Genomic DNA, 21,398 nt, shown 5'->3' on the forward strand with positions numbered 1-21,398 from the left:
CTACACCAATTGTCAATGTGTATTGTACGGTACATGGTGTCGAGCACTAGCTAACTGCAAACTCAACGATCCAAGGACTGGAGCGACAATGGACTTTAACTACAATAGGGTTCTTGCTTACCTCAAAGTTGCCGAATTCAAATCGTTTTCCCGTGCGGCAGCGCAGCTCAATATTAGTACCAGTATGGTCAGTGTTCACATCAAAGAGCTTGAGCTTTCCCTGGGCACAACCTTAATCAGCAGAACCACTCGGTCGTTGGCCATAACAGAAGCCGGACAGCGTTTCTACGATGACTTTATCGACATCAAACAGAGAATCGACTGCTCAATTGAAACCTTGAAAGGCGAATCAGAGCACGTCTGCGGCGTACTGCGGGTTGTATCACCCAGGGAGTATGGCTCACGTTTTATTGTGCCGATCATCGCCGAATTCTCGAAGTTATATCCTCAGTTAAAAATCGTCCATGATGTCGGCCTGCCGCTTTCCAGTCTTGCCAGTGGAAAACACGACCTAGCTATTTGCCTTGGTAATCTCCAGGATTCGTCATTCAAGTACCGAAAGATATCGGAATTCCAGAGCTATCTGATCGCGAGTCCGGAGTTCACCGAACAACATTCCCTGGAGGACATTAGCTGCCTTAATACCCTGCCGTGGATTACCAACGAAAAATTCTATAAAGAAGGAAAGTGGATTCTAAGAAAAAGTCGGACAGAACAGTTTGTCATAAAACCCACCATTCGCTATGGCTCGAACTCGCTAACGTTAATTCACCGAATGGCACTTTTTTCTCTTGGGATAACCGCCCTGCCAGCCTGGATGATAAAAGACGATATCCAGGCCAACAAACTGATCCGGTTATTTCCAAACTATGAGCTTGCCGTGCTACCCGTTAATGTTCTTTACTCTAGCTGCATAAAATTGCCGTTAAAGGCTCGCCGTTTTATTGATTATCTGGTCGCCAAACTGGGCACCGTTCATCATGGATAACAAGAGCAATGACTGAGTAAAAAAGGATCGCAAATGCATCAAGTAAAACTGTCGTTAATTGGAGCATTATGGATGGTAGCGAGCCTGCTCTCATTCATTGGCATGGCCGTCGCCTCCAGAGAGCTTTCCGTGTTCATGTCGATCTTCGAGATCCTGTTCTTCAGGTCCTTTGTCGGACTGATCATTATTTCTCCGGTTATTTACAAACAGCGCGCTCAACTCAGGCAGGCGCTGGACTTGGGTCTGCAGGTCGGCAGGAATGTGGTTCATTTCGCCGGACAATATGCCTGGACCGTTGGCGTGGCGTCGCTTCCGTTGGTTAAGGTCTTTGCCCTGGAGTTCACCACCCCGATATGGGTTTCCCTGCTGGCATTCTTATTCTTGAAAGAAAGGCTCTCCGCCGCCAGGATGCTCGCCGCCATCGGCGGTTTTATCGGCGTGCTGGTCGTTCTGAGGCCTGGCTTTGACACTATTGAACCCGCAGCGCTTATCGTTCTGCTAGCCGCTGTCGGTTATGCAACGTCCATCATCATGGTAAAAAAACTGACGTTGACCAGCAGCCCCGCCATCATCGTGAGCTGGATGGTGCTTCTACAGTTGCCCTTGGGCTTTGTGCTATCTCTTGCACAATGGCGAACACCTACGCTCGAATGCACCCCATGGATTTTGTTGTTAGGTGTAACGGGTTTAAGCGCGCACTTCGCCATGGCCAAAGCACTGAGCGTCATGGACGCGTCCATTGCCATACCGATTGATTTTTTCAGGGTGCCGCTCATTGCCGTGGTGGGATTTTTTCTCTATGGCGAGAGCCTTGAAATCTGGGTATTAGTCGGAGCCTTGATTATTTTCGCCTCAAATTATCTGGCCTTCCGGATCGAGCAAAAGAACTAAGTATCCCGACAAGAGTACTCGCCCATGTCGGGGACAAGGCTGTTAGGGCGTGTGATCCAAGTAGGTGTCGAAATCCCAACGGGTGACGGTGGCTAGGAACTCATCCCACTCATTCATTTTGATCTTGCGGAACAAATTACTCATGTCGCCGGGAAGGGCTGATAACACCACGGGGTCGTTATCTAGTGCTTCCAACGCTTGCCCGAGGTTTCGGGGGACGAAGGCCGTAGCAGCGGGATGATCCGAATAGCTGTCAGCGTCCGTTGCCGGGCCCGGTTCATGTTGGTTGGACAGGCCATCGTCGATTGCCTTCAACAATGCACCAGCCATGAGGTACGGATTGACAATGGCATCGGCGGTTCGGTACTCCACCCGGTCCGGCGCGGAAACTCGAATCGCGCAGGTACGGTTCTGGTAACCCCAATTGGCCCGTACCGGCGCCCAGAAACCGGTTTCCCACAGACGCTTGTAGGAATTGACCGTGGGCGCGGCAATGGCGGTTAAAGCCTTAAGGTGTTTCTGGATGCCGCCAATCGCGTACTTCCCAATATCGGTGAGGCCCGAATCGCTTGCGCTCGGCAGAAACAGGTTATTGCCGCCTTCATAATGGCAATAGACCTCTTCCATTCCATATTTCCGGGCAAACACACCCTCGCGAAACACCTTCCGCCCACCGTCCCATAACGACAAATTAAAGTGGCACCCGGAACCCGATACCCCGGAAAACGGCTTGGGTAGAAAGCAGGCCACCAGATCGAACTCTTGCGCGACCTGATGACAGATTTGCCGGTAGGTCATCAGTCGGTCGCAACTGTCGAGCACATCGTCGAAGGCAAAATTAAGCTCCAGTTGACCCGGCGCATCTTCATGATCACCTTGAATCATATCCAGGCCCATGGCCTCGGCATACTCCAGGACTTTCATATACACCGGGCGCAAGGTTTCAAACTGACCGATGTGATAACAGCGCGGATCGGTCACGCCCACGTACTGGTGCTCGCCCTCCAGTTTGCGCAGCCACATCATTTCAGGTTCCATCCCGGCCCGCAGTTGCAGGCCATGACTGGCTTGAAAGGCTTGATGAATAGCCCGCAGGTTACCCCGGCAGTCAGCGTCGAGTCGCTGGCCCGGAAAGTCCCGGTCCCTTGGGTTGCGAAACAGGGTGCAGAACACCCGTGCGACGCGTTTATCCCACGGCAACTGAACCAGCGTCTCAGGTTCAGGGTAGGCCAGCAGTTCCGAGGCGTTGGGTGGATAGCCCAGGTAATTGCCGAATCGATCCAGCGCCACATTCACCGTGGCTCCGTACACCATGGAGAAGCCTTTCTCACAGATCTCGACAAAGTGCTTGGCCGGAATCCCCTTGCCCTGAAGGCGTCCGGTGATGGAGGAAAACTGCATATAAACGTATTGGATACCGTTTTTCTCAATGTATTCCCTGGCCCTGAGCAGGTTGTCTTTTCGCTCCGGCGAGTCCCTGAATACTTCATGCTCCATAGATCCATCCTCCCTTAACTGAATTCAGTGCCGGCTTAGCAAATAATTTAGTTTTTCAGCTGTTTGCTGCAGGTCATCCAGAGACGTGTAGAGCGGATTGAAGGCGATACGCAGCAGATCCGGATAGCGATATTCCGTCACGATATTTTCCGCCATCAAGCTATGGTGCAGCGCCTCGGCGTCCTTGACCTTAAAACCGATATGACCGCTGACGTTGCTGCGCTGAACATCGTGCAAGAGGTTGACTCTCCCTTTGCGCACATGGAGTTCGAGCGCTGCCATGAAGGTATCAAACAGCTCCCGGCTGTCGTGCTCGACAAGCTGTATTCCAGCCTCCAGCAGCAGATCCACGCCCTCCTCCAACGCGACCAGGGAAAAGGTGGTGGGCGTTCCGACCTGCAAGCGCTTGATCCCACTGGCCGGCACGTAATCGTCACTAAAGACAAAGGGGGCGGCATGCCCCAACCACCCTTGAATCGGGTTGCTTAGTCTATTCTGGAGGTCTGTTTTGACGTAAACGAAGGCTGGGGCACCCGGGCCGCCATTCAAGTATTTGTACCCGCAGCCCACCGCCATATCGACACCGCTGCTGTTGAAGTCCAGCGCCATGATGCCCACGCTGTGGGACACGTCCCAGAGCGTCAACGTCCCCAAAGATCTGGCTTTTTCATTGAACAAAGCCATGTCATAGGCTTGCCCCGAGCGATAGTCGACATGGGAAAGCATCAACACAGCAATGGACCGATCAAGGGTATCGACTATTGATGACCGCGGCACGATACGAACTTCGACATCGTGATGGATCAGGCCGACGCTCTTGGCGACGTAGAGATCGGTAGAAAAATTGCTATTGTCCGTCAGTATGACTTTGCGTTGAGGATTGACTGCCAGCGCCGCGTTCAAGAGTTTGAATAGATTGATTGAGGTGCTGTCGCACACCAGAGTCGTGCCCTGGTCAGCGCCTAATAACACCGAAATCTTGTCCCCAATGTTCTCCGGGGCGCTCAGCCACCCGTTTTTCTTCCAGGCGCCTGCCAGGTGCTGACCCCATTGATCGTTGCTGGTGTGCACCAGGCGATCCGCGATTGAGGCGACAGCGGGGCCCAACGAGTTGCCGGCCAAATAAGTGAGGCCCTTGGGCATGACGAACTTCTCACGTCGGTAGGCCTTTTCGGTTGCGCGATACATGTCTTCGTTACCCATGATTACTCCCATGCCCAGGGTTCTATATGGCCTAGATCGTTTTTTTTCGTTCGGCATCAGCCGCCAGGATCGGTTTGATAAAGGTGTCGAAATCCTCTTCATGCCACCAATGGCGCACCAGACCGTTCTCGAAGCCAAAGATGTCTATCCCAGTCAAGCTCACCGGGACGCCTGTGCCCTGAATGCCAAGAATCACCCCCGTATGGGTCCCCTCTGCGACATAACGAGCGGCAAGGAGATTCCCCTGGATGATCACGTCTTCAATGTTGAAGACCACGTCCGGGAACGCCTGATGCCAGTCGGCAGCCATCAACTTATGACCCTCGACATTGCCAGGGAACTGGGGAATGGGGCGATGATCTTCAAAGTCAGGGTGAAAAATCGAATCAACAAAGTTAACATTGCCCTTGTTCCAGACTTCCCCAATCCAGATATTTACATAGGTGTTACGCATTTTTTCTCGAGCGAAATCAATCGACATGATGCAACTCCTTAGAGGATATTTTTACCGCGACGAATCTCATCAACGAGCACTTTCGAAGGTGAGAATGATTGTTTTAATACTTCAACCGCCTTGTGCGGATCGGCATCGCCACACATAAAAATATCCACCGCGGCATAGTTAAATTCCGGCCAGCTATGGATAGAAATATGGGACTCTGCAAGTACACACACACCGGACACTCCGCCATTGGGCGTAAAGTAATGGAAGTACTGATGCAGCAAGGTCGCTCTGGCAGCCTTGACCCCGGCAACCAATGCTTGACTGACACTCTCGACATTATCGATATTTTGCGCACCATATAAATCAACCAATAGATGTTTACCGGCATAGACACCCAGTTGATCCGACAGTAGATACAAGTTCGCGGCAACACATTCATTGTTTTGCATAATTCCCCCTGAAACAGTAATGAATAGCAGCCAACATTATTCCTTGACCGGATTCAGGGAAAAGCCACAAATGTCCCTGAGCCCAATGCTCGCTTGGTCCTGACAGTGGATGGGCGTGACATCGTGCAAGCCTTTCGCGTCGTCAAACAGCGCGGTTTCAAGGGGGCTCTTCAAGGTGTGCCGTAACCGGACAGTGGCCGTCTGGTCGAAAAACAGGCTCTCGCCGCCCTCTACGTTGTGCCGGTTCACCAGAGTAATGGAGGTGAACTCGTGGCCGTCACGGTGTGGCCCTTCCGGCACGGGATGGCCCGGTGCATCAGGCTGTGCGGTAATCCGGTACAGGTGGATACCAATATCCCATACCCGGGAAACACCCCTGCGCTCGGCAGGCAAGAGCAAGTACATATCGACGATCAGTTGATGCAGAAACGGATTACTGATCGTCGAAAGTTCAAGAGGCTGGTAGATCCGATCGACCCCGCCCGAATAGCCATTGACTGTGGTGGCTTGATAAAAACCTCGCAGCGGTTTCAATGTCAGCGAAATCCACTCGCCTTCGTCTCGAAGCAGCACTTCATTAAAGCGACGCCGACGGTAGGTATCGCCCTCTTTCATATATTCGTCGAGGGGCAAATTATCGAAATCGGTCTGAAACCTCAGAAAGTCTTGGTACAGCGAATCCTGCTTATCCAGGGTATGTTGTTTTAGTGCAACTTGTGAGTGCAAGAACGAGATCGACGGATCAAATATGCCAAGACGAGCGGGCACGACAGCCTTATCAAATACTTTGAGATCCATTTCTGAGTCCTTTGTTGGTCTTATAATTTTATTTGCATAAGCCAGCACTAGAGGCCTTAACCCAAAAACCGGTTATTCACCTCGCTTTTAATACCAAAAAGAATATGCGTTAGTACACGAGCAATCCTGGCTAACTTACAATTGTTTGGTCAACACCCTTACTCAAAAAAAGCCCACCGACAAAATCATGGGCAGTAAAAACATCACAAAAACAGTGCCTTATGATTTTTCAATAGGATTAAACTGAGTGTTTAATATTTTTGCTCCATGCAAGTACTTATTTGTCAGCTAGCGACCCCCGCATGCTGAGTGTTCTCGCTCCAATAGGCCTTCTAAACAGATTCCCCGATGTTTTGTGATTGCTACGGCGCCCCCGGGCGCCCCATTCCAAATCCTTCAAGATCCAGGTTATTCAAGCGTGTGCCCACCCCCGCGCTTCTATTGCCAGCATTGCACTCGGCCGCGTTTGAAATCCCAAGATTTTCCTAGGCGCAGAGTGATCAGATTTGTGGTCAGCAGGTAGTAATAGCGCGTCGATTCAGTGCGTCGGTTTAGGTGGTGATTTAGAAACCAGTCGAGATGCTTTTGCTGCCAGGTCCATGGATTGTCACGGTGCCAGCGATTAGACATCGCCGCTTGAATGGCCTTTGCTTGGCGTAGGTGACGCTCGCGTGTGGCATGCGACCCGGTCAGTACGCTTGCCAGGAACAGCTCCATATCGAATGGCTTGCTCATGCTCGTCCCCCGATATACGCCGATACTACGTCGATACGACCATGCCCGAGTTCATAGCTGATTTGGTCTCGGGCCGCCTGATCGAGGCGTCGGTCGAGCTGGTAGCAACTGCCACCGTTGATGGGCGCAGGATGCTGGGTGATTTGCTCATATCGTTCGCACGCATAGGCTGCCCGCAGTTCGTGGAAGCCTTTTAGGTTGTGCGCATGAAGGGTGTCCCGGGCTGGACGGACGATTCGCTTTTGGAAATCGAGGTAGCTTTCGTTCGGTGCAAGCAGGTTGCGGCTGCCGTCGGGCGAGACCTGATCGGCAAACTTCAGCGCGTCACGAATCTGATCATCTACCGTAATCCAACGAGGAGCTGATGCGCCCGAGCGGCCACCTTTGGTGCCGTCCTGAATGTTGATCTTACCGAATTGCTTGGCTTCACGTTTTAGACGGGGTAGGTCCGCCAAAATGGCCTCACGTAAGCGCATGCCGGTGGCTCGCGCTAACTGAGCGATGGCCGCGGCGCGCGGCTTCTGGTGTTCGTAAAGTACGTCGACGATCCGCTGCACGTGTTCGCGGTCTTGGCCTTGTGGAACTGTCGTGCGGATGGTGGTGCGCTGCATTTCCAACGCCTTGCTCGGACTCGGCACATTCACATACTGATCACCGCGAAGTGCCGCCATGGTTCGATTCACACTGGACAACCGGTTTTGCGCAGTGGCGATGGCCAACTCACCTTGTTCAACTTGTTGGCGCAGATGCTCGGCGTAGTCCAGTAAGGTCTGCCAATTAATCTGCCGCGCATCGTTAAACATCGGCCCTTCCTCCGACCGACACCAGCGTACAAACGCCTGCCAGCGATCACTGTGCGCCTTGACCGTGCCGTAATGCCCGCCACCAAACAGATCGCGCAACGCCTGTGGCCCGGCATAACTCAATTGCCGGCCATAGCCAAAATTCCGCCCATCCCGTCTGCCTACCAATGCCATGATCAATCTCCTCTCGAAGCCAAAACCTTTGAAACCTTCCCCACGTCATCCCGCCACGAATGTTGAGTGTTATCAGGGATCAAGGCCCCTGCGACCTGTGAGGGTTGTCCACTAACGCGGGATTGGCGGCTCTTTACGACCGGGAGCTTGGGCATCTCATGATCTGGCCTCCTGAACACTTCTGAGGAAGTGGGCGGGTGGAGGCTGCACTGGCTGACGAGACCGGCGCGGCGAGATCCTGAGTGAGAGAATGCAGTGATGCGATGACAGGGGCATGCCTGACTGTCAGTCAGGTGCAGTCCATTTCCTTGGGCTGCGGCACCATCATCTGCATCGCTGTTGCTGGTGACATTGGTGTTTGTCACGCCGATTGTCACGAGGGGGAATGCCGCAATGCCTTGTACGAGTTGGGCTGCAGCAGCGGTAGGAGCGCCCGTCTCTTTCCGGAAGAAAGAGACGGGCGCAGGTTGGCGCAATGAAATGGCCAAGCGGATAGGTTGCTGCAGGGCAGCTATGAAAGGGGATGAGTTGCCGCAGCGGGCACACTGGTAAAAGTAGGCATCCATCACATTGCTGTGACCGTGCGAGCCGCCGGACGCTAATCGCACTTTGGGAGAACCACCACCGTGTGGCGTAGCCTTAAAGGTTCTGGCTACCTGGGTTGCTGTCAACGACAGCGCTTTGCCTGATCTTTTCTACGCCTGTGGATAATTCGGGTCAAGGCTTGAATTTTCGGGAGCTCTGCGGCTGTGGATGAAATTATCCACCGGTGGAAATCAGTGGTTTTCCACAGACAGTTGCGTGGGCTTTAGATTTTTTTAAGTGAGGTCCATCCAAGCAGGGCGGCTTTGCAGCCCTGTTTGGATGGACCCGCGTGGCAGAGCAGATTGCGAGAGTCTTACGGATGTACGCTTGCTTTACTGCGGCACTTTAAAAGCCAAAGCAGTGTTAGCACCGTCGGCCAAAACAACGTGTTGAGAACGTCGTGAGCGCTTGCCTGCCAGCGCCAGTATCCGAAGCTTCCAATATCGTCTCGCCGATCTACCCACTCGCCAGCACACGCAATGATGAAAACAACCAGCCAGCCAAGGTATGGCCTGAATCGTCGGGTGCCAACGATCAACGTTAAATAGACCGCCATGCCCAAATAGACATGCAGCGCGTCTTTTGACAGTCCGGTTGCCGACACAATGGCGAGCTTGATGCTTTGTGCGGTTGAGATATCCATATCAATTCCTCCTCTCTGCGCCAATGCCAGGCTTCGCCTTTATCCGAGTAACGTTATCCCCAATCTGGTTCGCGAATTCGTGTGGAGTGACATGCTCCTGCCGGTTGGCCTCCAGGTACCGGCTCCACCAGTTCATGATCAGCCTGCGCTCCTCGATGAACTCGGCCTTGTGGATGTAAGCGGCGCGGACGTTGTTGCGCTCCTTGTGGCTCATCTGCCGCTCAATGGCTGTCTCCGACCACAATCCTGACTCGATCAGTGCGCTGCAGGCCATCGAACGAAATCCATGCCCGCAGATATCGGTTTTGGTGTCGTATCCCATCGTCCGAAGCGCGTTGTTCACGGTATTTTCGGACATGGGCTTCCAGGGTTTGGCATCCCCTGCGAAGACCAATGCGAATTTACCGGTGAGGGCGTGGATCTGTTCAAGCAGAGTCACCGCTTGCGGCGATAAGGGTACTAAATGGATATCCCCTGCCATCTTCGTACCCCTTGTGGAAAAGGGTACTCCCTCCAACGCGGGTCGAGTGTCCGGTATCTCCCAGGTGCCCCGTTTGAGGTCGAACTCGCTCCAGCGTGCGAAACGCAGTTCGCTGGATCGTACAAACACATGCAGCGACAGCATCACCGTCAAGCGGGTAAGTGCCCGGCCTTTATAGGTGTCGATCCGCTCCTGCAGTTCCGGCAGTCGCGATAAGGGTAGAGCGGGGCGATGCACCACCCGCGGGGCCTTGATCGAGCCTTCGAGGTCGTAAGCAGGGTTTGCGGTGATAAGCCGGAGGCGTTTTGCCTCGCGCATGATGCTCTGCAGGTAGTTTTGTACCCTTAAAGCGACGTCTATCGTTCCGCGCTTCTTGATCGCTTCCAAGGGCTGCATGAGGTCATGGGTGTCGAGGTCGACAATGGCGCGGGCGCCGATCAGCGGGAACACGTGGGTTTTGAGGCGGCTCATCACTGTCTTGGAATGGCCTGGTGCCCACTTGGCCGACATTTCCGTATGCCAGTCGAGCGCAACACTTTCAAAGGTTCGGCCTTTGATTACGGCTTCCGCCTTAGCTTGGTGCTTGGTCTCTATAGGATCAACGCCATCCGCCAGCATCCGCTTCACTTCCAAGCGCTTTCGGCGCGCATCGGCGAGGCCAATGACGGGGTAGTTGCCGAACGAGGTCAGTCCTTCGCGTCCGTCAGGTTTGACGTAACGGAGCCGCCAGCCTTTGCGGCCATTGGGTTGGACTAGGAGGTAGAGGCCATCGCCGTCGAAAAGCTTGTAGGCGCGGTCTGTAGGTTTTGCCAAGCGGCAAGCTGCGTCGGAGAGCGGAGCTGTGGTGCGCGACATAAGGGTACTCCCTTTTATCGAAGTGACCTGTATCCCAAACTCTACCCTTAAAACGGTTGGAATCCACCAGTTTCTGACGGAAACCGATGGAATGCCAAAACGAAAAAACCCGCCAAAAGGCGGGTTTTTCGGGGGTTCCAGAGATTTTGAAAGCTTTCTATGGAACCTTGGATGGTGCCGGCACCAGGAGTCGAACCCGGGACCTACTGATTACAAGTCAGTTGCTCTACCAACTGAGCTATACCGGCGTGTGGGCGACGATTATAGCGATTGGATGCGTTCTGTAAACCCCTGAATTCTGACTATTTTTGCAGGACCTCGGCTCAGGCGCGGCGCACGAGGTTGCGCACTTTCTGTAAGGTTCGCCAGGTACGGCTGTTTTGCAGGGCATGGAGTTGGGCTTCGGCCCGTTCGGCGCGTTGCAGGGCGGCGGTGAGTTGCTGGTCTGGTTCGCTCAGGGGGTGGCTGAATTTGTGGCCTTTGCAGAATTGGAACCCGTCGAGGTTGCACGGGGGGATGTCGAAAGCGGGTTTGAGCGCCAGGTGTTCTTCGGCGAGGTAAAAGGTGTTGAGGCCGTCGAACAGGATGGAGTGATAGCCGGCTTCGGTGACGAGGGTTTCCCAGGTCTGGTCGCGGGCCCATGGGGTTTCGATGAGGATGATCCAGGGGCGCCAGCGGGTGAAGTCCATGCCGCGCAGCACGGTTTCTTCGTGGCCTTCGACGTCGATTTTCAGAAAGTGGATGGGGCGGTCCTGGGCGTATTGCTCGCAGATCGAAGTCAGGGTGCGGGACTGGACGGTCTGCTTGCTTACCTTCATGCCCGCGTCGCGGTGCTGTTGGGCGACGCTGGCTTCGACGGTGGACAGGCCCGTGTCGGCGATGGTGTAGAAGGTCAGGCTGTCGGCGTTTTCGCCGGCTACGCATTGCAGGTTGATGTCGTTTGGCCGTTCTTGGCAGAGAGCGTCGTAGTAGGCCTGCACCGGTTCGATGTTGATCCCGTGCCAGCCGTGATCGTAGAACGCCCGGGTCACGGAATCATCTGTTGGATGATTGGCGCCTACGTCCAGATAAAAGCCGTTTTCCACCGATTGAAGGGCGCGCCACAGGCGTATGTCTTCGAAGTTCTGTGCGTAGGAAATGAACGTCACGGCCAGTCCTTGTGTGTGTCGGCATTGTGTCAATCACGATACGAAAGGCTGTTGTACTGCACAGGCGCGATGGGCGCAATTGCTGGCGTGTGGGAGCACTGAGTTCGGCGGTTATGTCGTTTTGCTTGAACGCTTATGCACAACGGGCGGGGTGGGGCGACTGCCATCTTGCGATTTTGTGACAGCTTTCTCGTTTGCTCGCAAATGCCTGTTTTAATGGTTTTTTATCCATATGAACAAAAAATGACCAGCCTCGCTTCCAGCAGAAAATCGCGGATTAATTGGATCCAAGACAATTTCATCAACAGAGTTATCCACAGGCTGTTTCATGTCAGCGACGTTCGGCCAGCAGCATCAGATTTCGCGGCGTGAGGGGCGTTTCGCAGAAGGTGCCGAGGTGGACGTGGTAGTTTTTCTGGCTGAGGAAAAGCGCCCGATCCAGCACCAGCCACAGCTCAAGAGGCCGCCGGAAAAGGCCTCGGACCAATTCCAGGTTGCGCACTTGGGCCAGACGTTGATGGCCGGCCGCTTCCAGTGCCGACCAGTCAGGCGAGCCGACTGTGGATAAGTCTTTCAGGGCTGCCAGATCGGTGCAGTACTCGATGAAGGATTTTTCCAGCCAGGCGCTGGGGAGCGAGGGGGTGGGCAGATAGTCGTCGCGGCCCCGGATCTGTCGTTGCAGCAGGTCAAAACTCAGGCGCCGAGCCATGGACTGGTCCCGTTGCCGCCGGATGCGGGCGCCGGCGGTGACGGTTTCGGTCAGTGGCAGGCTGAGATCATCGAGCGTTAGCTGTAGGACCGAACCCTTGGCGACGTCGGACAGCGGTTGATAACGTTCAGCACTGATGCGGTTGTAGCAGCACGGGGCGATTGCCAGTTGAGTGCAGCCAGCGGCGCTCGCCAACTGCATCAGGCGCACATGCAGGTCGCCGCAGGCGTGCAGGGCTACCGGCGTGTGTTCAGGGCGGATCGCCAGGCCTGCCTCTGCCGCCAGCACGTCTTGCTGCAAGTGCGTGGCGGGCAGACGGTGGCGTTGGCTTAGTTGCTGGCCGCTGGCGACCAGGGCTGGGTCGTATTCCAGGCAAGTCAGTTGTTGTTCAGCCTGCAGCAAGCGTCGGCCAAGATGACCTTTGCCGGCGCACCAATCGAGCCAGTGGGTCGGTTTGGTAGCGAAGTGCAGGCGGCTGGCGAAGGCTTCGATTTGCTGCCATTTGCGCCCTGGCACGTCGACGCTGAGGCGATGGGCGGTGGTTTCGAGCTCTTTGCCCGGCAGTTCTGCGACGACGCTCAACGCATGGGAAATGCCCGCCAGTTCTGGGAATGGCGCGGGTGCATGTTGAATCAGCCAGGGTTGGTGATGGTCGTTTTCCGCGTCTTCCAGCGAACGCTGGCGTAGCCATTGGGCCAGCTCAGGGTAGGACCGTTCCCATGGCAGCTGCAGATGGGTGAACGGACGCGGTTTCCACAATGCCTGGTGCGTTGTGAGAAAAGCATCCAGCGCGGTGAAACGGGCGAGTAACGCCTCGCCCGTCAACACGCCGCTGTCAGCGTCCTTGGCAGGCATCGACGCGCAACCAGCGCTCCAGCTGCTTGAAGCCCTGCACCAGCATGAACGCCATCAGCAGGTAGAACATGCCGGCCGCGAAGAAGATTTCCACCGGCAGGTAGGTCCGGGCAATGATGGTCCGGGCCATACCGGTCAGCTCCAGCAGGGTCACGGTGCTCGCCAGTGCGCTGGCCTTGAGCATCAGGATCACTTCGTTGCTGTAGGCCGGCAGGCCGATGCGCGCGGCGCGAGGCAGGATGATGTAGAACAACGCCTTGGGTCGGGACATGCCCAGGGCTCGCGCGGCTTCGATTTCACCACGAGGGATGGCCTGGATCGCGCCGCGCAGGATCTCGGCGATGTAGGCGGCGGTGTGCAGGGTCATGGTGGCCGTGGCGCACCAAAACGGATCCCGCAGATAGGGCCACAGCGAACTGCTGCGCACGGCGTCGAACTGCGCCAGACCGTAGTAGACCAGGAACAGCTGAACCAATAACGGCGTGCCACGGAAAAAGAAAATGTAGGCGTAGGGTAACGCCCGCACGTACCACAGGCGTGAGGAGCGGGCGATGCCCAGCGGAATCGCCAGCAGCAGACCGGCGATCACGGCGATGGCGACCAGCTCCAGGGTCAGTGTCGCGCCTTGGGCCAGTTTCGGCAGCCACTTGATGATGACTTCCCAGTTCATTGGGTGCTCCTGGCAAAGCCGCGAGCGGCACGTCGTTCCAGAAAATGCATGCCGATCATGGCGAGCACGGTAAGGCCCAGGTACATGAACGCGGCCACCATATAGAAGGTGAACGGTTGCTTGGACACGGTCACGCCGATTTGCGCGTGCCGCATGATTTCTTCCAGGCCGATCACCGACACCAGTGCGGTGTCTTTCATCAGGATCATGAACAGGTTGCCCAGCCCGGGCAGGGCGATGCGCCACATCTGCGGCATGATCAGTCGAGTGAAGATCCGCCACTTGGACAACCCCAGCGCCACGCCAGCTTCGCGATGGCCCTTGGGAATGGCCAGGATCGCGCCGCGAAATACTTCCGTGGCGTAGGCGCCAAAGCACAGGCCCAGGGCGATGACGCCAGCGGCGAAGGCGTTGAGGGAAAGGTCCGGGTTACCGAAGTATTCGCCCAGGGCACGCATGAGATTGACGGTGCCGAAGTAGATCAGCAGCACCCAGAGCAATTCGGGGATGCCGCGAACCAGTGTCGAATAAGTGCCGCCCAGCCATTGCAGCGGCTTGTACGGGGAAGTCTTGGCCAAGGCGCCGAGCAAGCCGAGCACCAGCCCCAGGCAGAGGGCCGAGAGCGCCAGTTTGACGGTCATCAGCGCGCCAGCGGCGAGCGCCGGGCCGAATCCGTAGAGATCGATCATCATGGGTGTGTGTTCATATCGCGGCAGGCTTTGCTAAGGGCCGGCGCCGCAATGAAGCGGCGCCGGCCAGGCACGTCAGTATCAATAAATGCTGAACGGGAAGTACTTGTCGTTGATCTTTTTATAGGTGCCGTCGGCAACGATTTCCTTGAGCGCGGCGTTCAGCTTGTTGCGCAGTTCGTCGTCACCCTTGCGCACGGCGATACCGATCTTGTCGCTTTCCACCACTGGGTCGCCTTTGAATTCGAAGGCGGCGCCGTCTTTGCTCTTGAGCCATTCGTATTGCACGTATTTGTCCGCCAGGATGGCGTCAACGCGGCCCGAGAGCAGGTCCAGGTAAGCGTTTTCCTGGGTATCGTAGAGCGTGACCTTTACGTTGTAGTCATCTTCCATGTTGCGGTCTTCCAGCCAGGTGCCGGCCAGCGTGGCGCGTTGTGCGCCAATGGTCTTGCCGCTCAGGTAGGCCTTGTCGGTCTTGAAGTCTTCGGTGGCCTTCGGTGCGATGAATTGCAGCTTGTTGGAGTAGTACGGTTCGGTGAAGTCCACGGCCTGCTTGCGTTCCTCGGTAATCGACAACGAGGAGATCAGGAAGTCGAACTTCTTGGCGTTCAGGGCCGGAATGATGCCGTCCCAGTCGGAGGTCACCACGCTGCATTCGACTTTCATCTTGGCGCACAGGGCGTCGCCAATGTCCTTGTCGAAGCCGACCACGTTGCCGCTGGCATCTTTGTTATTGAACGGCGGGTAGGCCGCTTCGATGCCCATCTTCAGTGTTTCCGCGGCCATGGCGCTGGCCGAGAAGACCAGACTGGCGGCAGCGGCCAGGAGAAATTTCTTGTAGGTCTGCATATGTACTGCTCCGTTAGCGGTTGCTGGACATGAATTGTTTGCAGCGCGCCGAAAGCGGGTTTTCGAAGACCTGCTGTGGCGATCCTTGCTCCTCGACCAAGCCTTGATGAAGGAACACCACTTCGCTGGAAACCTGACGGGCGAAGCCCATTTCGTGAGTCACCAGCAGCATGGTGCGGCCTTCTTCGGCCAGGGCGCGGATCACACTAAGTACTTCCTGGACCATTTCCGGGTCAAGGGCAGAGGTGGGTTCGTCGAACAGAATCACTTTAGGCTGCATCGCCAGAGTGCGGGCGATGGCGGCGCGCTGCTGCTGACCACCGGAAAGCTCGGCAGGGTAGGCATGACGCTTGTCGGCGATGCCGACCTTGGCCAGCAGGGCTTCAGCCACTTCCACGGCCTCGGCCTTGCTCTGGCCGAGCACCCGGCGCGGGGCTTCGATGATGTTGTCGAGCACGCTCATGTGCGGCCAGAGGTTAAAGTTTTGAAACACAAAACCGATTTCGCTGCGCATGCGGTTGATCTGTTTGCCATCGGCGGCCACCAGTTCACCGTTTTTCGCGGCCTTGAGCTTGAGTTCTTCGCCGGCCACCAGGATCTGGCCCTGGTTGGGATTTTCCAGCAGGTTGATGCAGCGCAGGAATGTGGACTTGCCGGAACCGGAGGAACCCAGGATCGAGATCACATCGCCGTCGCGGGCGGTCAGCGAGACGCCTTTGAGCACCTCCAGCTTTCCGTAGCGTTTGTGCAGGTTGCGGATTTCAAGCGCGGGCGTGGCCTGGGCCATGTGCGGTCCTCATGGTGTGTGCTCCCTTGCTGTTGGCGGCCTTCCTGGCGAGGCGGCCAAGCTAGCATAGCGTCCGAATGGCAGCCAACAGCGCTACGGGTGGTAAACCGCGAATGTGCGGCAGGTTGTCGCATCGGCGCAGCAGACTGTCGCGCCATCAACAACCGAACGGCCGTTCGAACTCTGTTTACCGGTAAAAATCCCGGGGAGTCGCGTAAAAAAAGGCGCGATGGTGCCAGCTTTGGCTGGGGGTTGGAAGGGTTAATCGGATGAGTGTTGCCGTTGTGCGTTTTTATCGTCCATAGGAAGTTTTAGCTGGCTGTCCTCTTCTCCGTGAGGCTGATCGCGTTCTATTCGCTGGCGGGCTCTTCCATCAACTGACGATAACGATCCAGCGCCTCGCTGAAGTCCTTGATGAACTCCGGGGTGCTGAGCCAGCGCTGGGCCGTCTCGCGATCCATGTCGTCGGCCCACATGCGGTAGTCGACCAGCATGTCCGCGGCCAGGTTGGTGGCGGCCATGCTTTCGTTCTCGGCGTTTTTCAGATCCAGCAGGCCGGGGCGTTCGCTGATCATCACGCTCAGGGACGCGAGCAGCGTGTCGAGCATCTCGCTGCGGCTGATGGCCTCGGCTTCGCGTAGCTTGGCGAACAGCTCAAGAACGTAGACCGGTGGCTGGGCGGTGGCGTGGGCCGGGTCGCCATACATGGGGATGGATTTACGTCCGCTCATGCGGATTTGCTTGGCTTTGTCTTTGGCACGCTTGGCGCGTTTTTGCTGTTTGTTCAGTGAGGCCATTGGGCTTCGGTTTCCAGTTTGTTAGGGGGCGATGCCCGGCTCAGTTGATTTTCGGCACGGTAAAGCTGAATTCGCTGCCCTTGCCTGGCTGGCTTTCGGCGTGCAGTTTACCGCCATGGGCCTGGACAATCCCCTTGGAAATATACAAACCCAGTCCGGTGCCGTTCGGGTTGCCTTCCTTGACTGTCCAGTAGCGGTCAAACACGTGAGGCAACTGCTCCGGTTTGATTCCTTCGCCGGTATCACGAACGCTGAACACGATCTCGTCACCCACCGACATCGCGCTGATGCCCACGCTGCCTTGCTGGGGGGTGAACTTGATGGCGTTTCCGATCAGGTTCGACAGCACCTGGAACAACCGCTCGGGGTCGGCATTGATCTTGAGATTGGGTTCGGCGTGGAACGAAATATCGATGGCCTTGGCGGTTGCCAGCGGCGTCAGCAGCGAGCAGGCGTCTTCGAATATCTGGCTGACGTCCAGCGGCTGGGGATGGATGGTGTAGCGCCCGGCGTCGATGCGCGAAGTGTCCAGCAGGTCTTCGAGCAGAACGTTCATGCGGCTGGCAGCCTGTTGCATGGTGTCGATGGCTGAAGCAATTCGTTTGGAGCTATGGGAGCCGTCGGAGCTGAAGGACTTTTGCATCATGCCGCAGAGCATGGATATGACCGTCATCGGGTTGCGCAGGTCATGGGACACCACCGCCACCAGTTCATCACGCGCCTGCACCGCCTGACGCTCCTTGTGGACTTGCCGGGCCAGATCGTTTTCCAGCGCTGAGCGGCGCAGGTCGTTGGCGGCAAACAGATCGCCGTGGGTCCATTTGGTACTGATGCCGGCCATTTCGACTTTCCAGATTTCGAAAGACGTTCGCGGTCGCAGGCGCAAACCTGTCTCGCTGCTTTCCAGGTCCAGGGGTTTTTGCGGGTCGCCGCTCCACTGGATGGTTTGCTTCACCTCGGGGCGGAACCACAGCACGCCATTTTCCACAGGCTTGGGCAGGTGGATCGCCAGCACACCGCTCGCCACGTCCTGATAGGCCTGGGCCGGAGCGAAAACGCTGCTCAGGTTGTGGTGGGAGAAAACGGGCTGGTCGGTCTCCAGCATCCATTTATGCAGCTCGCGGATCTGCTCCGCTTCCGGGCACTGGCCATGGCGGTGCAGCTTGTTGTCCTCGAGGATCGCGACGCCGGTGGCGCCGGTCAGGTCCATCAGCCGTTGGGGTTCGTGGGACAAGCCGTCAAAGACATTGTCGCTGGACTCGGCCATGGCCGTGGCGAGAACCTTGAGGTCCTCAAGCTTGGCATCCCGTTGACGGGTCAGATCCAGTGCTTCCATGGCGCTGATCTGCAGCGACAGCACTTGGCCGATGGTCTGGCAGGCCATGCGCATTTCATGGGGCACGAGCAGGGGTTGACGGTTGCCGCAACTGATCAGGCCCCACAGCCGGTCGCCTTCTATCAGGGAAATACTCATGGACGACAGCACACCCATGTTTTTCATGTATTGGCGGTGGATCGGCGAGACGCTACGCAGGGTGGAAAAGCTCAGGTCCAGGGGTGTCTGAGTGTCGGGACGCAACTGCGGGACCAGCGGTACCGGCGTGTAGTCAGCGTTGGGGATGATTCGCAGCCAGTTGGTGCGATACAGCTCCCGGGCCTGTTCAGGGATATCCGATGCCGGAAAAAACAGGCCTTTGTAGAGCTCCATCGACGGCGCGCTGGCCTCGGCGATCACCTGGCCGTGGCCTTCTTCTTCGAAGCGATAGATCAGCACCCGGTCGTAACCGGTCATGGCCTGAATTTCCCGAACGCTGATTTCGTACAGAGCCTGAAGGCTTTTCGCGCTTTGCAGGCGTTGCAGCATGCGCCCCAGGTTGGCTTCGCCGCTGACACCTTCGGGACGGTAGTCGCTCAGGTGCTGTTCCAGTTCGACGATCAGGGCGCCTTGATGGCGGTGGACCAGGGCGTCAAAACGCAACTGGTTCACGACAATCTCCACGGGCGCGTTGTCCCCGTCCGCATCGGCGCGACAGGCCTTGAGGACGGCTTGGGCCTGCTGCTGCCCGAACAGTGCGTCCAGCGTCTGGCCGGGGAGACCGTGAGGATCGTGCCCCATCAATTGCAATACGTTGGCGCTGACCTGTCGGATGACGAAGTCGGGTTCGGACAGCATCAGTAGCACGCCATGAGGCTGGATGGCCCCGGGGAAGCGAATCGGTTCGTCTGCACAATTGGCCAGCAGTTCTTCGAAGGCTTCCTGGTTTTCCGGGGTCATAACAATACCTTTTGGCTGTCCAGCCAGTGTTCAAAATGAGTAAACGTCGCTTTGGCGGCACGTGTGACTTCGAGCGTTTGGGCGTCGCCAAGGTTCCTGTCGCCCAAATACTGAAGGAAGTCCTTCCAACGCCGACCGGTGAGTTCGCCATACACATTGAGAAACGCCGCGCCGCTGGAGGCATCAAGACCGAGCTGTTCGGCGACTCTGCGCCGCAGGATCTGCCCCCCGAGAGTTGCACCTTCCAGCACATAGGAAACCCCCAGGGCGGCGGCACGGGAATCGATCTGCGGCAGGTCCCGGCAGGTGGGCAGTGCCTCGATAGCGTGGTCATCCAGGCCCAGTGCCGTGAGATCCGCCCGCAGTACGGGAAGCTTGATCCGCAGGGATTGGTCCAACCCCGTCGGTGTCAGCGTCAGGACATGAAGTCGCTGTTCCAGCGGTTTATAAAAACCGTAGTAGGCGGCCATCAGGCGCCGGTACAGGTCGAGGTCCAACTGTTCGGAGAAAAACGGCAAGCGTTTTTCCAGGGCGACGTGCAGCTCAGCGGTTTCGGTCCGCAATGCCTGAATCAGAGAAGGGGGAGGCGCGGCCGGTGACATGCGGGATAGAGCTCGTTGACTGGAGCGTTGCTGGAAAAAAAGCGCATCAATCTTACACAGATTTTTCGGCCAGAGCGGCCATCAGCTGTTGGCTTTCAGTTCGCCCGTCGTCAGGCTTGGTTGTCGAGCCTCAAGGCTTGCTCCAGGTCGGTTTCCAGCAAAGCGCCGACATTGGGCATTCCGAGGAACTCCAAAACTACGGGGTCCCTGACGATGTTCCTCGGGCTGAGATTGAGCCTTTCAATATGGCTGGTCGCTTCCTGTTTCACCGCCGGGCGGTCTTGGCTGGCCAGCAGACGTTCGTAGTAGAGGGTGCCGATCTGACGTTCCAGGGCGCGGGTGGACCAGTTTTGGATGGCTACCTCGTTCATGTACCAATGGCGGGCGTTTGGGTCTTCTACCCGCAGAAGTGTGCGGTAATGGGTCCAGCTCAATTCGGAACGCACTGCGTTCCAAATTGGAAACGATTGATAAAAGTCCCGCATGTGGCGCAGGTTGCGTTCATCAAAGCCTTTCCCAAATGGGGGGACCAAAAGGATGCTCTGGACGACGTTTCGATGATGCAGGGCGAGTCTGATTAGGTGGGAGGAAAGCCGTCCGATTCTTGCAGGACGGGTTTGACGCCGCCTGATCTTGGCTGACCCTGGCTTGTAGGAGCTATCCCGGGATGGCGTCATCCACTGCCGACGTCCTCATAAGGAGGACGATCATCAGATCGGATCTTGGGCTAGCGCCTTGGACGCGGCGACATAATCGGCCTGGAACTGCTCACTCTCCACCCAATCCAGTGCGGTCTGCTCATCGACGCCTTTGGTCAGGCGACGGTATTCGATCAATGCAGTAATGATGAAGTCGGTCGCTTCGTCCTCACCTTCCTGTTCCAGCACCAGCGTCAACAGTGGATAGGCCAGGAACGCTTCGCACATCGCCTTCTGGCTGACCTTTTCAGCTGAGCTCATGATTTGGAACAGCTCCGTCAGGTCCACGGATTCCAGATCGATGCGCTCATCGTTCGGGTCCAGGAAATCGTTCGGCGCAGCAGCACGCTGAATGCGGTTCTTCTTGGCTTTCGCCTTGGCGCGCTGGTTTCGTTTCTGCTGTTTGTTTGCCGATGACATGGGGGGGGCAGACTCCTGGCATGAAAATAAGGCGATCTATCCTACAGCTTCAGGGCAACCACTTCGAATCTCAATCCACCACAAACAATTGTGGCACCCAGTGAGGTTGAAGAACTCGCCGCGCCGTCACAGCTCCCGTAAATCCCAGGCAATAAAAAAACCCGATCAATTTCTTGATCGGGGTTTTCGGTATTTGGTGCCCAGAGACGGAATCGAACCGCCGACACGGGGATTTTCAATCCCCTGCTCTACCGACTGAGCTATCTGGGCAACGGGGCGCATTAAACGGGTTTTTCAGGGGGTCGTCAAGCACGTTATCAAAAAATATTTAATTATTACCGTCGCTTACGAT

At 56.4% G+C, this 21,398-nt stretch carries 21 protein-coding genes, 2 tRNA genes and 1 pseudogene; 2 read left to right on the forward strand and 22 right to left on the reverse strand.

Features of this window, described 5'->3' with window-relative positions:
* Nucleotides 1-88 precede the first annotated feature (88 nt).
* Both T3A99_RS27270 and T3A99_RS27275 read left to right on the forward strand, forming a co-directional pair.
* Nucleotides 89-988: a LysR family transcriptional regulator gene (locus T3A99_RS27270; RefSeq protein WP_305387432.1), complete on the forward strand. Its 900-nt coding sequence runs from the start codon at nucleotides 89-91 to the stop codon at nucleotides 986-988.
* Nucleotides 989-1,021: 33 nt separating this feature from the next.
* The gene (locus T3A99_RS27275) at nucleotides 1,022-1,879 is read left to right on the forward strand and encodes a DMT family transporter (protein ID WP_305387433.1); all 858 of its coding nucleotides are present in this window, start codon (nucleotides 1,022-1,024) and stop codon (nucleotides 1,877-1,879) included.
* A 42-nt stretch (nucleotides 1,880-1,921) separates the two neighbouring features.
* Here the strand turns inward: T3A99_RS27275 and T3A99_RS27280 are convergent, their stop codons facing one another.
* From T3A99_RS27280 to T3A99_RS27385, 22 genes and pseudogenes are all read right to left on the reverse strand, one after another.
* Nucleotides 1,922-3,376, reverse strand: coding sequence for a glutamine synthetase family protein (locus T3A99_RS27280; RefSeq protein ID WP_305387434.1), 1,455 nt, complete (start codon nucleotides 3,374-3,376; stop codon nucleotides 1,922-1,924).
* 24 nt (nucleotides 3,377-3,400) lie between these two features.
* Nucleotides 3,401-4,579, reverse strand: coding sequence for an aminotransferase class V-fold PLP-dependent enzyme (locus T3A99_RS27285; protein WP_322834982.1), 1,179 nt, complete (start codon nucleotides 4,577-4,579; stop codon nucleotides 3,401-3,403).
* A gap of 31 nt (nucleotides 4,580-4,610) precedes the next feature.
* Nucleotides 4,611-5,060, reverse strand: a complete 450-nt coding sequence (locus tag T3A99_RS27290; RefSeq protein WP_322834983.1) for an ester cyclase — start codon at nucleotides 5,058-5,060, stop codon at nucleotides 4,611-4,613.
* A gap of 11 nt (nucleotides 5,061-5,071) precedes the next feature.
* Nucleotides 5,072-5,473 (reverse strand): adenosylmethionine decarboxylase, encoded by a 402-nt coding sequence (gene speD / locus T3A99_RS27295; protein ID WP_305387437.1) that lies wholly within the window; start codon nucleotides 5,471-5,473, stop codon nucleotides 5,072-5,074.
* Between the two features lie 36 nt (nucleotides 5,474-5,509).
* Nucleotides 5,510-6,271 carry a 2OG-Fe dioxygenase family protein gene (locus T3A99_RS27300; protein ID WP_305387438.1) on the reverse strand — a complete coding sequence of 254 codons (762 nt, stop codon included), beginning with the start codon at nucleotides 6,269-6,271 and terminating at the stop codon, nucleotides 5,510-5,512.
* A 438-nt stretch (nucleotides 6,272-6,709) separates the two neighbouring features.
* Complete coding sequence (locus T3A99_RS27305; RefSeq protein WP_322834984.1) at nucleotides 6,710-7,006, reverse strand: hypothetical protein; 297 nt, start codon at nucleotides 7,004-7,006, stop codon at nucleotides 6,710-6,712.
* Complete coding sequence (locus T3A99_RS27310; RefSeq protein WP_322834985.1) at nucleotides 7,003-7,983, reverse strand: integrase domain-containing protein; 981 nt, start codon at nucleotides 7,981-7,983, stop codon at nucleotides 7,003-7,005. Before T3A99_RS27310 ends, T3A99_RS27305 begins: the two co-directional genes overlap by 4 nt.
* Nucleotides 7,984-8,881: 898 nt before the next feature.
* Nucleotides 8,882-9,211 (reverse strand): hypothetical protein, encoded by a 330-nt coding sequence (locus T3A99_RS27315; protein WP_322834986.1) that lies wholly within the window; start codon nucleotides 9,209-9,211, stop codon nucleotides 8,882-8,884.
* 1 nt (nucleotide 9,212) lies between these two features.
* Nucleotides 9,213-10,547 (reverse strand): tyrosine-type recombinase/integrase, encoded by a 1,335-nt coding sequence (locus tag T3A99_RS27320; protein WP_322834987.1) that lies wholly within the window; start codon nucleotides 10,545-10,547, stop codon nucleotides 9,213-9,215.
* Nucleotides 10,548-10,719: 172 nt separating this feature from the next.
* Nucleotides 10,720-10,795 (reverse strand) — tRNA-Thr (locus T3A99_RS27325).
* A gap of 75 nt (nucleotides 10,796-10,870) precedes the next feature.
* Nucleotides 10,871-11,695, reverse strand: coding sequence for an FkbM family methyltransferase (locus tag T3A99_RS27330; RefSeq protein WP_322834988.1), 825 nt, complete (start codon nucleotides 11,693-11,695; stop codon nucleotides 10,871-10,873).
* 331 nt (nucleotides 11,696-12,026) lie between these two features.
* Nucleotides 12,027-13,259 carry a methyltransferase gene (locus T3A99_RS27335; protein ID WP_281459749.1) on the reverse strand — a complete coding sequence of 411 codons (1,233 nt, stop codon included), beginning with the start codon at nucleotides 13,257-13,259 and terminating at the stop codon, nucleotides 12,027-12,029.
* Nucleotides 13,240-13,929, reverse strand: a complete 690-nt coding sequence (locus T3A99_RS27340; protein ID WP_076383341.1) for an ABC transporter permease — start codon at nucleotides 13,927-13,929, stop codon at nucleotides 13,240-13,242. The genes T3A99_RS27335 and T3A99_RS27340 overlap by 20 nt, the downstream gene beginning before the upstream one ends.
* On the reverse strand, nucleotides 13,926-14,621 hold the full coding sequence (locus T3A99_RS27345) for an ABC transporter permease (RefSeq protein WP_076383342.1): 696 nt from the start codon (nucleotides 14,619-14,621) through the stop codon (nucleotides 13,926-13,928). Before T3A99_RS27345 ends, T3A99_RS27340 begins: the two co-directional genes overlap by 4 nt.
* Before the next feature lie 78 nt (nucleotides 14,622-14,699).
* A complete protein-coding gene (locus tag T3A99_RS27350; protein WP_047226887.1) occupies nucleotides 14,700-15,467 on the reverse strand; it encodes an ABC transporter substrate-binding protein in 768 nt (255 codons plus the stop codon).
* A gap of 13 nt (nucleotides 15,468-15,480) precedes the next feature.
* On the reverse strand, nucleotides 15,481-16,254 hold the full coding sequence (locus tag T3A99_RS27355) for an ABC transporter ATP-binding protein (protein ID WP_047226888.1): 774 nt from the start codon (nucleotides 16,252-16,254) through the stop codon (nucleotides 15,481-15,483).
* Between the two features lie 350 nt (nucleotides 16,255-16,604).
* Nucleotides 16,605-17,051 (reverse strand): hypothetical protein, encoded by a 447-nt coding sequence (locus T3A99_RS27360; protein ID WP_047226889.1) that lies wholly within the window; start codon nucleotides 17,049-17,051, stop codon nucleotides 16,605-16,607.
* 40 nt (nucleotides 17,052-17,091) lie between these two features.
* Nucleotides 17,092-19,326 (reverse strand): ATP-binding protein, encoded by a 2,235-nt coding sequence (locus T3A99_RS27365; RefSeq protein ID WP_322834989.1) that lies wholly within the window; start codon nucleotides 19,324-19,326, stop codon nucleotides 17,092-17,094.
* Nucleotides 19,323-19,928 (reverse strand): biliverdin-producing heme oxygenase, encoded by a 606-nt coding sequence (locus T3A99_RS27370; protein WP_047226891.1) that lies wholly within the window; start codon nucleotides 19,926-19,928, stop codon nucleotides 19,323-19,325. Before T3A99_RS27370 ends, T3A99_RS27365 begins: the two co-directional genes overlap by 4 nt.
* A 131-nt stretch (nucleotides 19,929-20,059) precedes the next feature.
* A pseudogene (locus T3A99_RS27375) lies at nucleotides 20,060-20,464 on the reverse strand (DUF1016 N-terminal domain-containing protein); the annotation flags it as partial.
* Nucleotides 20,465-20,638: 174 nt separating this feature from the next.
* On the reverse strand, nucleotides 20,639-21,046 hold the full coding sequence (locus T3A99_RS27380) for a hypothetical protein (RefSeq protein ID WP_047226892.1): 408 nt from the start codon (nucleotides 21,044-21,046) through the stop codon (nucleotides 20,639-20,641).
* Nucleotides 21,047-21,240: 194 nt separating this feature from the next.
* Nucleotides 21,241-21,316 (reverse strand) — tRNA-Phe (locus tag T3A99_RS27385).
* Nucleotides 21,317-21,398: the final 82 nt, after the last annotated feature.

The sequence above is a fragment of the Pseudomonas sp. N-137 genome (assembly GCF_034555295.1).
GTDB classification, from domain to species: Bacteria; Pseudomonadota; Gammaproteobacteria; order Pseudomonadales; family Pseudomonadaceae; genus Aquipseudomonas; species Aquipseudomonas rhizophila.

What these genes read in the sequence shown, in the direction of transcription:
- T3A99_RS27270 (WP_305387432.1), top strand. Translation starts at nt 89, where the DNA reads ATGGACTTTAACTACAATAGGGTTCTTGCTTACCTCAAAGTTGCCGAA.
- T3A99_RS27275 (WP_305387433.1), top strand. Translation starts at nt 1,022, where the DNA reads ATGCATCAAGTAAAACTGTCGTTAATTGGAGCATTATGGATGGTAGCG.
- T3A99_RS27280 (WP_305387434.1), bottom strand. Translation starts at nt 3,376, where the DNA reads ATGGAGCATGAAGTATTCAGGGACTCGCCGGAGCGAAAAGACAACCTG.
- T3A99_RS27285 (WP_322834982.1), bottom strand. Translation starts at nt 4,579, where the DNA reads ATGGGTAACGAAGACATGTATCGCGCAACCGAAAAGGCCTACCGACGT.
- T3A99_RS27290 (WP_322834983.1), bottom strand. Translation starts at nt 5,060, where the DNA reads ATGTCGATTGATTTCGCTCGAGAAAAAATGCGTAACACCTATGTAAAT.
- speD (WP_305387437.1), bottom strand. Translation starts at nt 5,473, where the DNA reads ATGCAAAACAATGAATGTGTTGCCGCGAACTTGTATCTACTGTCGGAT.
- T3A99_RS27300 (WP_305387438.1), bottom strand. Translation starts at nt 6,271, where the DNA reads ATGGATCTCAAAGTATTTGATAAGGCTGTCGTGCCCGCTCGTCTTGGC.
- T3A99_RS27305 (WP_322834984.1), bottom strand. Translation starts at nt 7,006, where the DNA reads ATGAGCAAGCCATTCGATATGGAGCTGTTCCTGGCAAGCGTACTGACC.
- T3A99_RS27310 (WP_322834985.1), bottom strand. Translation starts at nt 7,983, where the DNA reads ATGGCATTGGTAGGCAGACGGGATGGGCGGAATTTTGGCTATGGCCGG.
- T3A99_RS27315 (WP_322834986.1), bottom strand. Translation starts at nt 9,211, where the DNA reads ATGGATATCTCAACCGCACAAAGCATCAAGCTCGCCATTGTGTCGGCA.
- T3A99_RS27320 (WP_322834987.1), bottom strand. Translation starts at nt 10,547, where the DNA reads ATGTCGCGCACCACAGCTCCGCTCTCCGACGCAGCTTGCCGCTTGGCA.
- T3A99_RS27335 (WP_281459749.1), bottom strand. Translation starts at nt 13,259, where the DNA reads ATGCCTGCCAAGGACGCTGACAGCGGCGTGTTGACGGGCGAGGCGTTA.
- T3A99_RS27340 (WP_076383341.1), bottom strand. Translation starts at nt 13,929, where the DNA reads ATGAACTGGGAAGTCATCATCAAGTGGCTGCCGAAACTGGCCCAAGGC.
- T3A99_RS27345 (WP_076383342.1), bottom strand. Translation starts at nt 14,621, where the DNA reads ATGATGATCGATCTCTACGGATTCGGCCCGGCGCTCGCCGCTGGCGCG.
- T3A99_RS27350 (WP_047226887.1), bottom strand. Translation starts at nt 15,467, where the DNA reads ATGCAGACCTACAAGAAATTTCTCCTGGCCGCTGCCGCCAGTCTGGTC.
- T3A99_RS27355 (WP_047226888.1), bottom strand. Translation starts at nt 16,254, where the DNA reads ATGGCCCAGGCCACGCCCGCGCTTGAAATCCGCAACCTGCACAAACGC.
- T3A99_RS27360 (WP_047226889.1), bottom strand. Translation starts at nt 17,051, where the DNA reads ATGGCCTCACTGAACAAACAGCAAAAACGCGCCAAGCGTGCCAAAGAC.
- T3A99_RS27365 (WP_322834989.1), bottom strand. Translation starts at nt 19,326, where the DNA reads ATGACCCCGGAAAACCAGGAAGCCTTCGAAGAACTGCTGGCCAATTGT.
- T3A99_RS27370 (WP_047226891.1), bottom strand. Translation starts at nt 19,928, where the DNA reads ATGTCACCGGCCGCGCCTCCCCCTTCTCTGATTCAGGCATTGCGGACC.
- T3A99_RS27380 (WP_047226892.1), bottom strand. Translation starts at nt 21,046, where the DNA reads ATGTCATCGGCAAACAAACAGCAGAAACGAAACCAGCGCGCCAAGGCG.